Raw genomic sequence first — 14,033 nt, 5'->3', positions numbered from 1 at the left:
GTATTTACAAGCAGATTAAAGAACAATGCATACATAATTTTTTTGAGGAGTTTCCCGATGCTAGCCGCAGAAATGGTAGAAAAGTTAAACGAACAAATTAACCTAGAGTTTTATTCTTCAAACCTTTATTTGCAGATGAGTGCATGGTGTGAAGATCGTGGTTTTGAAGGTGCCGCTGAGTTCTTAAGAAAACATGCTATTGAAGAAATGGAACACATGAATCGCCTTTTCACCTACGTGAGTGAAACGGGTGCATTGCCAATTTTAGGCGCAATTGACGCACCTCCTCACAATTTTGAGTCTCTAGGTGATATTTTCCGTAATACATATGAGCACGAATGCTTAATTACAAAGCGCATTAATGCATTAACACACGTTGCATTTACAACACATGACTATTCAACATTTAATTTTTTACAGTGGTACGTTGCTGAGCAGCATGAAGAAGAAAAACTGTTCAAAGGTATTTTAGATAAGCTTGAATTAGTTGGTGAAGACGGTAAGTCATTATTCTGGATTGACAAAGATCTTGCTGAACTGGCTAAGACTGGCAGCACATCTATAATGGAAAGTGGTGCATAATAAGTCCAACCGACTTGTACTGAAAAAGGTAGCCATATTCGCTACCTTTTTTGTGTGCTGCGATCTGTAAATCAAATCCAACTCAGTACATAGTAGTTATACAAGTTTCCGCAAGCTTGACTACGATCCACATTAAAAGTTAGGGCCTATTGGTAAACGACAATTTAATTGTAATTTACACACCACATGAAAAACCAGATATCTTGATAGTCAGCCTCCCTTTCAAAAGATAAAAACGAGTATCTATCGCCAAAAAATGATCTCAGTGTTGCATTAAATTACAATTTGATGGATGTAACCTTTCAAGTAAGAAGCGGATATGAATAAAGTAATATTTTTTGCTGTGATTACATTTGTGATTGCTGCGATAGCCTTAAACAATAATTTTACCTCTATACATCATAGCGAAGCCTCATTTGTATATGATGCTTCAAGTATTGATGAAACCGTAGCACAACAAGTACACCAACATTTGATAGATGAAAACGTGTATGCAGGTAAATGAGGTGAAGTGTTAATGCTCAAAAAGACGCAAGAAGGTGTATGGGTCGTGAAGTTCCCTGTTTATCAAGGTGGCGATGTCCCTTCCAAACTACTTCAAGAATTAGAGAAAATGAGTTTGAATTTACAAAAAGCAGTTTTAAATAGCGAATCTCTTGAGGTACATATCACCAATGCTGGCTATCAAAGCGTACAGTTTTTTCGAGTCTAGTACCGAAATACACAAACACGATAACACGTATTTCGTGCGAATAATGTGTCAAACACAACTATATACACCAACTCTGGGACGCGCTTAAATTTCGAAGCAGCGTCCGCAAATATCTACCTTACTAACTGATCTTTCACTAATTATGTAGTCATCAATTATCTCGAACATAAAAGATGATGAATTTCCCTAACACTCCTGCTTGATTGGCGCTTATCCTCCACACGGGCTAAGCACACCCCATGAGTTACAAAAACCACCTATGTCAGAAAAAAGCTCACCTAGCCTTTCTTGCTCTTGAGTTATAAACTCATAAGTCACTTTGCTTTTTACTGAAAATGATACATAACCAGACTCATCTCCTTCTGCAATCGAGTCTTCATCTGGGTCTACAAAGTTAGCATCAGGCAACTGTGTTAAAACTATCTCTCGCTGCTCTTTGTTTAGTGGCCAAGATTGAAAGTCAATATTAAACTCGACATTGTGCTCAACATTAAAATCAAAACTTCTTTCCTCTAATAAACGTAATACATCACCGTCAGAGTCGGTTGGCCAACTATTTTTTTCTGTCATCAATTGGTTCTCTTTTTTACTGTGCAAATTCACTAATGCAAATATACATGAAAACAATTACCATTAACAACAATAAGCATTTACACCTATTCCCCTTTTAATCTAAAAGTTCAAAAGCGTGTTTTATTATTCAAAGCAACAGTATATGGAGCAAAGGCTATTCAGATAACAACAAAGCATTGCTTACCCCGTAATATCGAGAGCAACCGGAAAGCGAAGGGGGAGCCCCACACTTTCTCGATCGACTAGTAGCAACCTTTAATCCCTCACCTGCCCTGTGCCATTGACTAAGTACTTCTCAGTCGTCAGCGACTCTAATCCCATAGGCCCATAAGCGTGTAATTTTGTTGTCGCAATGCCAATTTCTGCACCTAGCCCTAATTGACCGCCATCGCTAAACCTTGATGAGGCATTTACCATCACCACAGACGCATCGACACTTCGTTGAAACAAGACGCCCGTCTCTGCGTTAGTTGTACAGATCACCTCGGTGTGGTGGCTGCCAAATTGGTCAATATGCTCAATAGCCCCCGAAAAATCACTCACAATGCGGATCGCTATTTCTAGAGCTAAATATTCTTCACCAAATTCATCCTCGTTTAACACGGTCACGTCGTCAAAATACGGAGCTGCGTGTTGGCAACAATTCACTTTGACGTTTGCAGCGCGAAAAATAGGCGCTATTTGATTTAAAAAGTTATGAGCAACGTCTTTATGGACAATCAAGCCTTCAAGCGCATTACAAACGCCTGTGCGCTGAGTTTTACCATTTAATAAAAGTAATTCAGCAACTTTTAAGTCTGCATCTTTATCAACATATAAATGGCAAACGCCTTTGAAGTGCTGGATCACAGGCACTGTGCTATTTTCAGTCACAAAATTAATAAGCCCTTCTCCACCTCGAGGAATGATCAGATCAATGTATTCTTTTTGCTGCATTAACTCCATCATAAGTGCCCTATCAGGGTCAGGGACAACCGAAATAAGCGCCTCGGGTAAATTAAACTCAGTTAACACCTGATGTAGTACGTTAGCTATGGCCATTGAACTGGCCAACGCTTCTTTACCGCCACGTAATATTACGCCATTGCCCGATTTGAAGCACAGTGCGCCAGCATCGGCTGTTACATTTGGTCTGGCTTCGTAGATCATGCACACCACACCCAGTGGCACTCGCATTTTATTGATTTCAATGCCATTTGGCCGAACTCCCAGTGAACGAGTTTGGCCGACAGGGTCCGCCAACGAAACAATCGTCTCTATCCCTTGTGCCATATCTTCAATACGCGCAGTGGTTAGCGTAAGACGATCAATCATGGCAGGGCTTAAACTATGCAGCTGAGCGTTGGCCAAGTCTTCTTTATTCGCATGTAGGATGTGCTCTGTTTGCGCTCGTAATGCATCAGCCATAGCCTGTAACACTTGGTTTTTTTGTTCCGTTGACAATAATGCCAACACTTTTGCCGCTTTCGCTGCATTTTTAGATAGGTTGGTAATTAATCCCATAATTATTTTTTCTCCAGCACAGCAATGTCGTTATTAGAAATAATGGGGCCCATGCTCCGTTGCATTTGACTCGTATTGACGCCCACTGTATTTTGGGTCACAAAGTGCAACAAGCAACTACTATAATTGCTACTGGCTTTAGCCAAACGCTGCCCTTTAGTATTTTTTATAAGTACGGTTTCACCGGCTGAAAACTCACCTTCAATTGATAAAATCTCTTTACAATTGAGTTCGTCAGTTTTATCTATACGCTCTGATTCAACCACTAATTCACCATACTCAGCGGCAGTATGTGTCATCCAATGTTGCGATTCTTCCATTGGTTTATCAAACGGCGTGAACAATGTACCAGGGTTGTCACCTTGCAACAGTGCACTAAATGTTGTTTCATCAAAACCATTAATAATGTATGTCATAATACCGTGAGAAGTCGCCTTTTCAGCTGCTTCTAGCTTAGTTTTCATCCCTCCGGTGCCTACACCACTAACAGGGCCACTCGTCATAGCATAAATCTCAGGTGTAATGCTGTTTACTTCCTTAATGAGCTTTGCGTCATTATGTGTGTTTGGGTTCTTATCAAATAAACCATCAACATCAGAACAAATTACTAAGGTATCAGCATCGGCAGCAGCAGCCACCATCGCAGATAAATTATCATTATCACCCACCCGTAAGTCATCCGTTGTAACCGCATCATTTTCATTAATAATGGGTAAAATACCTTCATCTAACAAACTAAATAGCGTAAGCCGAATGCTATTGTAACGCTCTTTATCACGCAGATCGGCGTGCGTCATTAATAACTGAGCTGAGGGGAAATCGAAAAAGCGGTCCCATGTTGACATCATATCCATTTGACCAGCGGCCGCCATCGCTTTTTTTATCGCTATATTATTTCTATCAGGGTTTTTAAAGTGGTGTGCTCCAGCAGCGACTGAGCCAGAAGATACGAGTAATACCTCAATGCCTTGCGATCTCGCATGCACAATAAACTGGGCAATATCGAGTAAATAACGAGTCTTACAACCATCTTCTCGCGGTGCAATAAGTGCACTGCCTACTTTGATGACTAATCGTTTTGTGTTGTGTAAACTCACGGTTTTTATTTTCCCCATTATTGCTGTTCATAAACAATAATTAAACTTAAGCGAAGTAGTAACATGACACGAACGTAGACGACTATTAAGGCACGCGAAGGCCTATCATACACGCTGCAAAACAAGGTTTAAATAAAGCATACAGGTGCTCAAAGTGACAACACAATGCTGCGTGTATATTTAAATGCAGTGCTAGCACACGGCTTAGGTTAAATTATTAAGTGTAATTTGATTGTGATCCCCACTAAAAGTGAGGTACCGAACCGTTTTCGACAGGCGTATCATGGTTTGATAAAGCCGAAAAGGTCATGTCGCAATGAATAATTGCGTAACGGATTTTTTGACAAGCAGTAATTGCTCGATGAATTAGTTACTACAACATAGCTCTTTAACACTTTAAAAATCAAGCAACACAGTCATAAAATATTTTCACGTTACATTTTAACGTTATTAATTAGTAATAACATACTGTATTTATTGAGTTATTTTGCTTTTTAGGCAAACGTGAAAAATATCAATCATTTGAATATTTACTATTCTTAAATTGAATATAGGGTGAAACTAAACTTTATAGGAACCGGTATACTCAGTACCATGCTCCAATCTTTGAATATCTTTAACATACTGATAGGTATCTCGCACATGCAGGTCTGTAAGAGTTAATCTGATAAAACGCCACTCTGAATAGCTTTATAGACCAACTACACCTATTAAATAGGTACGGTCATCCAGCCTTTACTTTTGGCAAATCCTCCAACTTTTACGCTATTTACTAATGATCTTTGTGCTTCAATTGATACTGTGATGAGCGACGAGCAATTCATTGCCCTGCCTTGTTCAAAACTATATTCACCGTCGAGTGCTAAATGCTCATGCAGGTAGCATGCTAGCGCGCCGCTGGCACTGCCTGTTGCTGATTCTTCAGGGATCCCAAACAGGGGGGCAAAATTACGACAACTGGCAGTAACTGGGCTGTTTGAATCACATAGCTCAAATACATGAAAACCAATAATGTCATGCGCTTTACAAAACTGTGCAATTTTCTCGTGATCTGGTACGAGTATGTCTAAATAGCCGCTCGAAACCGGAATGATCAAATCTGGCAGCCCCGTTGAAATGACTTCAATTGGCAATTCGGTACTACCTAACACATTACTTTCAATACCAAGGTAACTTGCAATTTCTTGATAAGAAAAACGAGCAAGCTTTTGTGGTAATTGTTGTTCCATAACGACTCTACCATTAGATTCAATAACCACCGGCAATATGCCCGCTTTCGTGTGTTGAGTATAAATCCCAGATTTCAGTAAACCTTTTTGAAACATAATCGAAAACGTTGCTAAAGTAGCATGGCCGCAAAAATCCACCTCTCCAGCGGTTGTAAAGAAAGAAACAGCATAATCAGCTATGTCATCTTCACAAACAAACGCAGTTTCTGAATACCCCACGGTTTGTGCTATGGTTAGCTTCTGCTCATCAGACAGTTGCGCCGCGTTTAAAACAACACCTGCTGGGTTACCACCTTGCCCTTTAGCCGTGAATGCGTTGACCAACTCCACTGTAATATTTTTCAACAACTTCCCATCCCTTAACTATTGTCTAAAACGTGAAAAACTGAATAACCATGCGACGTTCATATAAACAAAAATTTTCAAAATTAAAATTTAAGCGACAACTTTGCAAGAGACAAACGTGATTAAATGGACACGATTGTACTTGAGCTCACCAATTATGATTGATAAATAGCGTAGTATAGTAATGTTTTAGCGTTGTAATGTAATAAAGTAAACTCTGTACACTAGGCATAAAAACACTGCTCGCACGTTTTTTATATAGCCGAATTCACTAAAAATATGCTGTATATTAAACATATTACGACTGATACACCACATGGTTGTTATCTATAGATAAGTAATTTAGCTCGGCTACTAAGCTGGAATTTGCAAGTCATTTACTTCGTGCAAGTGGATAAAATTAAGTCACATCATGACTATTTATGTTACACAACCTAACCTATATCGTCACGGTCATTTAAAAAGCAAAAGACCTTGAATATGAAACATACCCAAGGTCTTCAAGTTCTTTAATCGCTCCGTGCGATCTGCTAGCTTTCTTTGCTGGTTCCGACTTCGACTCGCGTCTTCAGTTTTTGCCCAGGGCGGAAAGTAACAACGCGACGCGCAGAGATAGGAATATCTTCACCCGTTTTCGGGTTTCTGCCTGGTCTCTCTTTTTTGTCACGAAGATCAAAGTTACCAAATCCAGAGAGCTTAACCTGCTCCCCTTTTTCGAGCGCTGAGCGGATTTCTTCAAAAAACGCTTCAACTAAGTCTTTGGCATCCTTTTTATTTATCCCCAATTTCTCAAATAGGTGTTCAGCTATGTCGGCTTTAGTAAGCGCCATATCTAGTCCCTCAACGTTGCATTAAATTGTTTGGCCAATTCGGCCACTACGTTGTCTACAACTTGATTGATATCTTTCTCTTCGAGTGTTCTATCAACCGCTTGTAATGTAAGAGCAATCGCCAAACTCTTAAAATCTGGCTCAATACCTTTGCCCCTATACACATCGAATAAGTTTAGGTCAACTAATTGATTTCCGCCAACTTTCTCGATGCTATTTAAAATATCGCCTATTTTTACGTCATCTGCAACTAAAATAGCAATATCTCTGCGATTTGATGGAAATTTAGACACAATTACCGCTTCTGGGAGCTTTCTTGTTTCTAAAGCAGAAACCTCCACTTCAAATACGTACGCTGTACTGTTTAAGCCAAGCGACTTTTGTAATTGTGGATGAACAGCACCAATAAAGCCAACTTTTACTCCATCAACATAAATTGCTGCTGATTGTCCTGGGTGTAGCCCTTCGCTTGGCTCCGCTTTAAAGCTAAAGCGTGCAGTATCATTAGTCAGTGCGAGCAGTGCTTCAACATCACCTTTCACATCGAAGAAATCAGCTGGACGAGATGCAACTGACCAGTGCTCGTTATGCGTGTTACCAAAAACCACCCCACCAAGCACCGGCACTTGTGCTACACCATTTTCTGCCGTGTCATCTTTAACGAACTTCAAACCATGTTCAAACAAACGAATACGTGATTGCTGACGGTTTTGGTTATAAACAACCGCATTTATAAGCCCTGGCATCAAGCTTACACGCATCGCTGACATTTCAACCGAAATCGGGTGAGGCAATACCAATGCATCTGCGCTTGGGTGAAGTAGCTGTTGTACTTTAGGGTCAACAAAACTATATGTGATAGCTTCTTGGAAACCACGAGCCACTAATTCATTACGAAAACGTGCGACAGGTAAATTAGCTTCAACATGTGTCGTCATTTTCAATGCAGCAGTAGGTGCCACATTTGGAATATTGTTATAGCCAAATACCCGAGCGACCTCTTCAATTAAATCTTCTTCAATACGAATATCAAAACGGTAACTTGGTACAAACGCTTGCCACGTATCATCGCCAACAGTTACGTCAAAGCCTAGACGGGTTAAAATATCAGTAACTTTTTCATCTTCAATATGATAGCCAATAACGCGGTCTAAACGCGCACGGCGTAAGGTCACTGTTTTAACAGTAGGTAGATCTGCTCCTGATACAGCTTCAACAACTGGGCCAGCTTGCCCACCAACAATGTCTAGTAGCAAAGCCGTAGCACGCTCCATAGCATCATGTTGTAACGTATAATCAACACCACGCTCATATCTATGAGACGCATCTGTGTGCAAGCCGTATTTACGTGCTTGTCCGGCTATTGCCAGCGGTGCAAAGAAAGCACTTTCAAGTAAGATATCTTGAGTTCCCTCTTTAACACCCGACGCTTCACCGCCAAAAATACCTGCCATTGCCAATGCTTTGTTATCATCGGCAATCAGTAATGTTGATGAGTTTAACTTTGCAGTGTTGCCATCAAGTAATACCAATTCTTCATTTTCATTGGCGTTACGTACTTTAATACCGCCCTCAATTGCGCTCAAATCAAACGCATGCATTGGGTGACCTAGTTCTAATAGCACATAGTTTGTAACATCAACAACCGGATCAATTGAACGTACACCTGAGCGGCGCAAATTCTCTACCATCCACAGTGGCGTTGTCGCACCAAGGTTAATCCCTTTAATGACACGACCCAAATAGCGCGGGCACGACGCACTGTTAACCAATTCAATATCAATTTTGTCATCAATTGTTGGTTGAACAGGTGTGATCTCTACTTCAGTTACATCTAAAGAGTTTAAAACGCCAACTTCACGTGCAAGGCCTTTGATCCCTAAACAGTCACTGCGGTTTGCAGTCAAGTCAACATCAATCGTCACATCATCTAATGCAAAGTATTCACGAATACATTGACCAATAGGAGCGTCACTTGGCAACTCTAAAATACCTTCAGAACTTTCAGCCATACCAAGCTCTTCAAACGCACACAACATCCCATGTGAAGGTTGGCCACGTAGCTTAGCTTTCTTAATTTTAAAATCGCCAGGCAATACTGCCCCCACTTGTGCAACAGCCACTTTAATACCCGTACGGCAGTTTGCGGCACCACACACGATATCAAGTAGTTCGTCTTTGCCAACATTAATCTTTGTTACGCGCAACTTATCCGCATCTGGGTGTTGACCACACTCAACAACTTCACCAATGACAACACCAGAGAAATCACCAGCAACAGACTCTAAACCATCAACCTCTAAACCAGCCATAGAAAGCTGTTCAGATAGAGCCTCAGTTTCAATGGCTGGATTAACCCACTCACGTAACCACTTTTCACTAAATTTCATATTTACTTCGCTCTTATCTGAATTGGTTTAGGAATTTTAAATCGTTTTCGAAAAATGCACGCAGGTCGTTAACACCATAACGTAGCATTGTTAGGCGCTCTACTCCCATACCAAATGCAAATCCAGTGTATTTCTCTGGGTCGATACCAACAGAGCGTAATACGTTAGGGTGAACCATGCCGCAGCCAAGCACTTCTAGCCACTTACCATTTTTACCCATAACGTCTACTTCAGCCGAAGGCTCAGTAAATGGGAAATAAGAAGGACGGAAACGAATTTCCATATCTTCTTCAAAGAAATTACGTAAGAAATCGTGCAAAATACCTTTTAACTCAGTAAAGCTCACATCAGTGTCGACCATAAGGCCTTCAACTTGATGAAACATGGGTGTGTGAGTTTGATCGTAATCATTTCGGTATACGCGGCCAGGCGAAATAATACGCAACGGCGGTTGCTCTGCTTCCATCGTACGAATTTGTACGCCACTGGTTTGCGTGCGCAATACCAATTTCGGATTAAAATAGAATGTGTCATGATCAGCACGTGCAGGGTGGTGCTCAGGAATATTTAGCGCATCAAAGTTATGAAAATCGTCTTCAATTTCAGGCCCTGATTTTACTTCAAAGCCTAGCTCACCAAAGAATGACTGAATTCGTTCGATTGTGCGAGTCACTGGATGCACACCGCCTACAGGCATAACACGCCCAGGTAAAGTCACATCGATGGTTTCAGCGGCTAGTTTTTTTTCTAGGGCTTGTTGCGTTAATAACTCTCGCTTTTCGTTGATCGCGTTTTGTACTTGAGTCTTCGCTTGGTTGATCACTGCACCAGCTTCTTTACGCTCTTCAGGCGCCAAAGTACCTAGTGTTTTTAATAATCCAGTGATCTCACCTTTTTTACCAAGGTAGTTTACTCGGACGTCCTCAAGGTGCGCGATTTCACTTGCGCCATTCACGGCTTCAAGCGCTTGCGCTAAAATATTCTCTAAGTTCATTCTATACCTGATCTTTATTGAGGTAACTTGCTGTGTGTTGACTAGGTATGATAACTGAAAGCATAGGTCAGATTCTAGCCCTAACAGGGCTCTGTTTGCCTTTCAATCAGATTATTTTTATAAACATGCTAAATTTTAATCGCAAACCTCGCTTTCGAGGCGTAATTTGCGATTTTTAGAGAATCTTAGGCTGAAAATCAATCACAATTGCAGCGTGGCTTTTATAAAAGGAATGGTTAATTTGCGCTGTGCTGCCATAGAGGCATGATCTAATTTGTCTAATACATCGAGTAATGCGCGCATATCTCGGCTTAAACGGGTCAACAAAAAACGCGCACACTCATCAGTCAGTTCAAGTCCACGCATATTGGCACGTTTAACCAAAGCTTCAGCTTTGTCATCATCACTCATCGAACGTATTTGAAAGGTGGTACCCCATGCTAAACGAGACTCAAGATCAGGCAGTGAAATGTTTAACATACTGGGTAATAAATCAGCAGTAACAACTAAACATTTACCCAACTCGTTAAAGCGGTTATAAAAATTAAATAACGCTTTTTCCCAGCTTTCTATGCCCGCAACTAGATGCACATCATCAATACAGACAACATCTAAATTTTCTAATCCATCTAATACCGCAGGGCCAAAATCAATCACTTCTCTTAAGCTTAAAAGAATGGTTGATAAACCTAACTCTTGAGAATGAATGCACGTTGCATATAATAAATGAGACTTGCCAGAGTCAGCCAGACCACATAAGTATGTAAAATGAAAACCCTGTTGAATCGTCGCCAAAGTCGTCTTTAAATGCGTCACTTCTAATGACGCTTCACCGCCAAAATAAGAGGTGAACGTTTCATCATCAGGCAGCGTAACGGGCAACGCCATTTGCAATGGTTCCATTTCCATCATGGTCCAACCCAACTATATTTCAAACTTTCTGCATCAGCGGCATGATAAAACGCACGGGGGTCAATATATTCCGAAAATGCTTGCTCAAGCTTAAGTGCTTTGATCAAATCTTCTAAGCTCGATGTATGCTCTACTTCAAATTTAACTACATCTTTTGAACGATAAATAACGTCTACCCCAGCGACTGTACTGATACTCTTTAATTGGCGTTTAGCCTGCTCAATATGGGTAAAATCGTTTAACTTATCTACTGTAAAAACGGTGCTAGTTGTCGCATAGGATACCGTCGGATCAATCACATAATTGGCCACTAAAACAGAGGATAGATCATTAACCATTTGGATCAATACTTGTTGTTTGTCACCCACTAGCTGATTAGACTCAAATAATTCTGCATCAGTATATCGCCACTCTAATTGCCATCGACTACTGTGTGGTTGTTTAAACATACGTGCTGTAATAACTCGCTCAGCATTATAACGAATAGACGCTTGCTCTACGGGTTCAGAAAAATTTCCCCACACTTCGGCAATACCTACACTGGCTCTATCTTGCAAGTCCAATAAAGGCACAACCACCGGGACGCCCCACTCAGCGGCTGTATCATAAATTAAACGCCCCAATTGCGGGTAACGCTCTTGGGTAACAAAGTCACGCTGTAAATTGTCTTCAATGGCCAACCAAATAGCAATCATCGGCCTGCGATTACCCCAAAATGGTAATTGCGCATCACGTACCAACGTTTCTACTTTGCTCGCCTCAAATTTAATACGGATTTTAAGCTCATCGTCGTCATCATCTAGATTTAAGTACTCATATTTGAGCATATAGTCAGAAATAGAACGCTTGGCTTTTTTAACAAGGGCATGATCAACATTTTCGTATCGACCGGTCAGCTTTTTGATCACGTTCATTAATGCTTGTTGGCTGGCTTTTACGCGAGTCGCGCGAGTCTTGTCCGCAACAGCCAGCGTGCTTTGGTAAAGGTCTGTTACTTCTATCGCGAAATTTGGCGCAGAAAAAAACGCGCAGATAAATAATAAAACTCTGATTAACATAGCACTAACGATAAAGTTCTTTAAGTACTTTGATCCTAAAGCAAACGGAGAAAAAGTACAAAGGCCTATTCACCCTCTTGGAAATGAATTTGGTTTTTCCCCTTATTTTTTGCCACATACAAGGCTTCATCTGCCGCATGGATCAGCTCTTCAGCATTAAAAGTGCGTTCATAGCTACCAGCAATCCCTACACTGCATCCACAGCTCACTTGGATATTGTTTTCAAGTTCAATAGGTGCTTGAATACTTTTTAGTAATCGTTCGCACACTTGTAGTAATACACTTTTTTCTAATGGTTCAGTCATCACAACAACAAACTCATCGCCCCCTAATCGCGACACAATATCGTAACTGCGAACCTCTTTAAGTAAACGTTTTGCCACGCTAAGTAGCACTATGTCACCACTTTTATGACCATATTGATCGTTGATTGGTTTAAAGTCATCTAAGTCTAAATACAACACATAAACGTCTACCGATGAACGTGATGATTTAGCTGCTAGTCGAGTCAACTCACTAAATAAATATTTACGATTTGCCAACCCTGTTAAATGGTCATGTAATGATTCATACTCAAGTAACTGTTGTAATTCTTCTCGTTTCTTTACCTCTTTTTTAAGCTCTTCTAAACTATTTTGGAGCTCCTTTGTGCGCTCTTCAACTCGCAGTTCAAGTTCACTTTGATAGTTTTGTAGCGAGTGGTTGGCTTCTAGTAATGCTTGTTGGTTATTAAATGCATCAAGCGCTGACGAAATAACGTGACTAATGGTATACAACAGCTCAACAATAACCCCTGAATACTCTTGCTCTCGTCGATAAGACTGAATTATAAATGCACCAAGAAAAACGTCCCGATTTAACAGCGGAAAACACAACCACTGTTTAGGTAACGACCCTAGCACCTCTAGCGTCCCTTGGGAGATTAACGCTTCTATATCATCACAGGTAAAGTTACAGACCTGCTTTTTGGTGAGGGCATACGCTGTTAATGACTTGGATATTTCAGCAACATCTAAATCTTCTAGGTCTTCTGCACGTAAATCATCTTTGACATCATGAAAATAAGGGAAACTTAGCCGACCATCCTGCTTAAATAGCACAACGTAAAAATTATCCGCATAGGTAATTTTTTGCAAAATACAGTGAATATCTAATAGGAAGCGCTGGATTGAATCACTAGTACTTAAGCACGCCACAATGTCAGCCATGCTATCAATTACATTTTCACTATCGAGTATGAGTTTAGCCATTATTTCCCTGTTTCATTTCAGACGTATATCACTTCATTAATATTAGCCAATAAAAGTTACCGTTCCATAACCAAAGCACCTGACACTTTCTAACTTGCAGTATTTCTTATAATAAATTCTTCACACAAAGTAATCAAAATGTAAATTTAAATAAACCATTTTCAAAAATGAGTCGCTAAATTTTGTACCGGTCTACGTTTTTGCTATTACACCTATTTATAATCATCACAGTTTTCACAAGTTTATTCAGTGGCTTAAGAATCGCTACAGTGACCCATGATAATTTTTTATTGCTGAGCCCCATTTTACCAGAAGGTAGAGTTCACTTTTGGCACATGTTAAGCGCCTGTACGCTTACCATACTGAGTTTTAGCTATCTTATTTACAAAAAGAAAAATAAATCACCTCCCACGGGGAGTAAATATCATATTTTCATTAACCAATTTGGATACTTTGTATTCTTCGCGAGTCTTATTACTGGCTGGTGTGTCTATTTTAATCTAACTCAATTTAATGCGCACACAATACATCTTATCTCAGCCTTGCTGATCATTGTTT

The 14,033-nt window shown here is 40.3% G+C and carries 13 protein-coding genes; 3 read left to right on the top strand and 10 right to left on the bottom strand.

Annotated features, from left to right (window positions below; all coding sequences use genetic code 11):
* The first annotated feature begins 57 nt into the window (after positions 1 to 57).
* The 3 genes from ftnA to CWC18_RS03525 all read left to right on the top strand — a co-directional run bounded on the left by ftnA (position 58) and on the right by CWC18_RS03525 (position 1,294).
* Positions 58 to 582: a non-heme ferritin gene (ftnA, locus tag CWC18_RS03535; RefSeq protein WP_138591470.1), complete on the top strand. Its 525-nt coding sequence runs from the start codon at positions 58 to 60 to the stop codon at positions 580 to 582.
* Positions 583 to 901: 319 nt separating this feature from the next.
* Entirely contained in the window at positions 902 to 1,087 is a 186-nt protein-coding gene (locus CWC18_RS03530; protein ID WP_138674719.1) for a hypothetical protein, read from the top strand.
* Between the two features lie 12 nt (positions 1,088 to 1,099).
* Positions 1,100 to 1,294: a hypothetical protein gene (locus CWC18_RS03525; protein WP_138674718.1), complete on the top strand. Its 195-nt coding sequence runs from the start codon at positions 1,100 to 1,102 to the stop codon at positions 1,292 to 1,294.
* A 210-nt stretch (positions 1,295 to 1,504) separates the two neighbouring features.
* Here the strand turns inward: CWC18_RS03525 and CWC18_RS03520 are convergent, their stop codons facing one another.
* From CWC18_RS03520 to CWC18_RS03475, 10 genes are all read right to left on the bottom strand, one after another.
* The gene (locus CWC18_RS03520; protein ID WP_138591472.1) at positions 1,505 to 1,864 is read right to left on the bottom strand and encodes a ribonuclease E inhibitor RraB; all 360 of its coding nucleotides are present in this window, start codon (positions 1,862 to 1,864) and stop codon (positions 1,505 to 1,507) included.
* A gap of 258 nt (positions 1,865 to 2,122) precedes the next feature.
* A complete protein-coding gene (locus tag CWC18_RS03515; protein WP_138591473.1) occupies positions 2,123 to 3,370 on the bottom strand; it encodes a glutamate-5-semialdehyde dehydrogenase in 1,248 nt (415 codons plus the stop codon).
* A gap of 2 nt (positions 3,371 to 3,372) precedes the next feature.
* Positions 3,373 to 4,485, bottom strand: coding sequence for a glutamate 5-kinase (gene proB, locus CWC18_RS03510; RefSeq protein ID WP_138591474.1), 1,113 nt, complete (start codon positions 4,483 to 4,485; stop codon positions 3,373 to 3,375).
* A gap of 692 nt (positions 4,486 to 5,177) precedes the next feature.
* On the bottom strand, positions 5,178 to 6,044 hold the full coding sequence (locus tag CWC18_RS03505) for a PhzF family phenazine biosynthesis protein (RefSeq protein ID WP_249348277.1): 867 nt from the start codon (positions 6,042 to 6,044) through the stop codon (positions 5,178 to 5,180).
* 527 nt (positions 6,045 to 6,571) lie between these two features.
* Positions 6,572 to 6,871, bottom strand: a complete 300-nt coding sequence (ihfA, locus tag CWC18_RS03500) for an integration host factor subunit alpha (protein WP_010362644.1) — start codon at positions 6,869 to 6,871, stop codon at positions 6,572 to 6,574.
* 2 nt (positions 6,872 to 6,873) lie between these two features.
* On the bottom strand, positions 6,874 to 9,261 hold the full coding sequence (gene pheT, locus CWC18_RS03495; RefSeq protein WP_138674716.1) for a phenylalanine--tRNA ligase subunit beta: 2,388 nt from the start codon (positions 9,259 to 9,261) through the stop codon (positions 6,874 to 6,876).
* A gap of 13 nt (positions 9,262 to 9,274) precedes the next feature.
* A complete protein-coding gene (gene pheS / locus CWC18_RS03490) occupies positions 9,275 to 10,255 on the bottom strand; it encodes a phenylalanine--tRNA ligase subunit alpha (protein WP_119861948.1) in 981 nt (326 codons plus the stop codon).
* A gap of 201 nt (positions 10,256 to 10,456) precedes the next feature.
* Complete coding sequence (hda, locus tag CWC18_RS03485) at positions 10,457 to 11,167, bottom strand: DnaA inactivator Hda (RefSeq protein ID WP_138591476.1); 711 nt, start codon at positions 11,165 to 11,167, stop codon at positions 10,457 to 10,459.
* Positions 11,164 to 12,225 (bottom strand): DUF2066 domain-containing protein, encoded by a 1,062-nt coding sequence (locus CWC18_RS03480; protein WP_138674715.1) that lies wholly within the window; start codon positions 12,223 to 12,225, stop codon positions 11,164 to 11,166. The genes hda and CWC18_RS03480 overlap by 4 nt, the downstream gene beginning before the upstream one ends.
* Positions 12,226 to 12,290: 65 nt before the next feature.
* The gene (locus CWC18_RS03475) at positions 12,291 to 13,475 is read right to left on the bottom strand and encodes a sensor domain-containing diguanylate cyclase (protein ID WP_138591478.1); all 1,185 of its coding nucleotides are present in this window, start codon (positions 13,473 to 13,475) and stop codon (positions 12,291 to 12,293) included.
* Between the last annotated feature and the right edge of the window lie 558 nt (positions 13,476 to 14,033).

This window comes from Pseudoalteromonas aurantia (genome assembly GCF_005886875.1).
Taxonomy (GTDB): domain Bacteria; phylum Pseudomonadota; class Gammaproteobacteria; order Enterobacterales; family Alteromonadaceae; genus Pseudoalteromonas; species Pseudoalteromonas aurantia_A.
This window is presented reverse-complemented; position numbering and strand designations above follow the sequence as displayed.

Coding starts and splice junctions, on each gene's coding strand:
- pheS (WP_119861948.1), bottom strand. CDS start 10,255: ATGAACTTAGAGAATATTTTAGCGCAAGCGCTTGAAGCCGTGAATGGC.
- CWC18_RS03530 (WP_138674719.1), top strand. CDS start 902: ATGAATAAAGTAATATTTTTTGCTGTGATTACATTTGTGATTGCTGCG.
- CWC18_RS03520 (WP_138591472.1), bottom strand. CDS start 1,864: ATGACAGAAAAAAATAGTTGGCCAACCGACTCTGACGGTGATGTATTA.
- CWC18_RS03515 (WP_138591473.1), bottom strand. CDS start 3,370: ATGGGATTAATTACCAACCTATCTAAAAATGCAGCGAAAGCGGCAAAA.
- ihfA (WP_010362644.1), bottom strand. CDS start 6,871: ATGGCGCTTACTAAAGCCGACATAGCTGAACACCTATTTGAGAAATTG.
- CWC18_RS03475 (WP_138591478.1), bottom strand. CDS start 13,475: ATGGCTAAACTCATACTCGATAGTGAAAATGTAATTGATAGCATGGCT.
- CWC18_RS03480 (WP_138674715.1), bottom strand. CDS start 12,225: ATGTTAATCAGAGTTTTATTATTTATCTGCGCGTTTTTTTCTGCGCCA.
- CWC18_RS03525 (WP_138674718.1), top strand. CDS start 1,100: ATGCTCAAAAAGACGCAAGAAGGTGTATGGGTCGTGAAGTTCCCTGTT.
- hda (WP_138591476.1), bottom strand. CDS start 11,167: ATGATGGAAATGGAACCATTGCAAATGGCGTTGCCCGTTACGCTGCCT.
- ftnA (WP_138591470.1), top strand. CDS start 58: ATGCTAGCCGCAGAAATGGTAGAAAAGTTAAACGAACAAATTAACCTA.
- proB (WP_138591474.1), bottom strand. CDS start 4,485: ATGGGGAAAATAAAAACCGTGAGTTTACACAACACAAAACGATTAGTC.
- pheT (WP_138674716.1), bottom strand. CDS start 9,261: ATGAAATTTAGTGAAAAGTGGTTACGTGAGTGGGTTAATCCAGCCATT.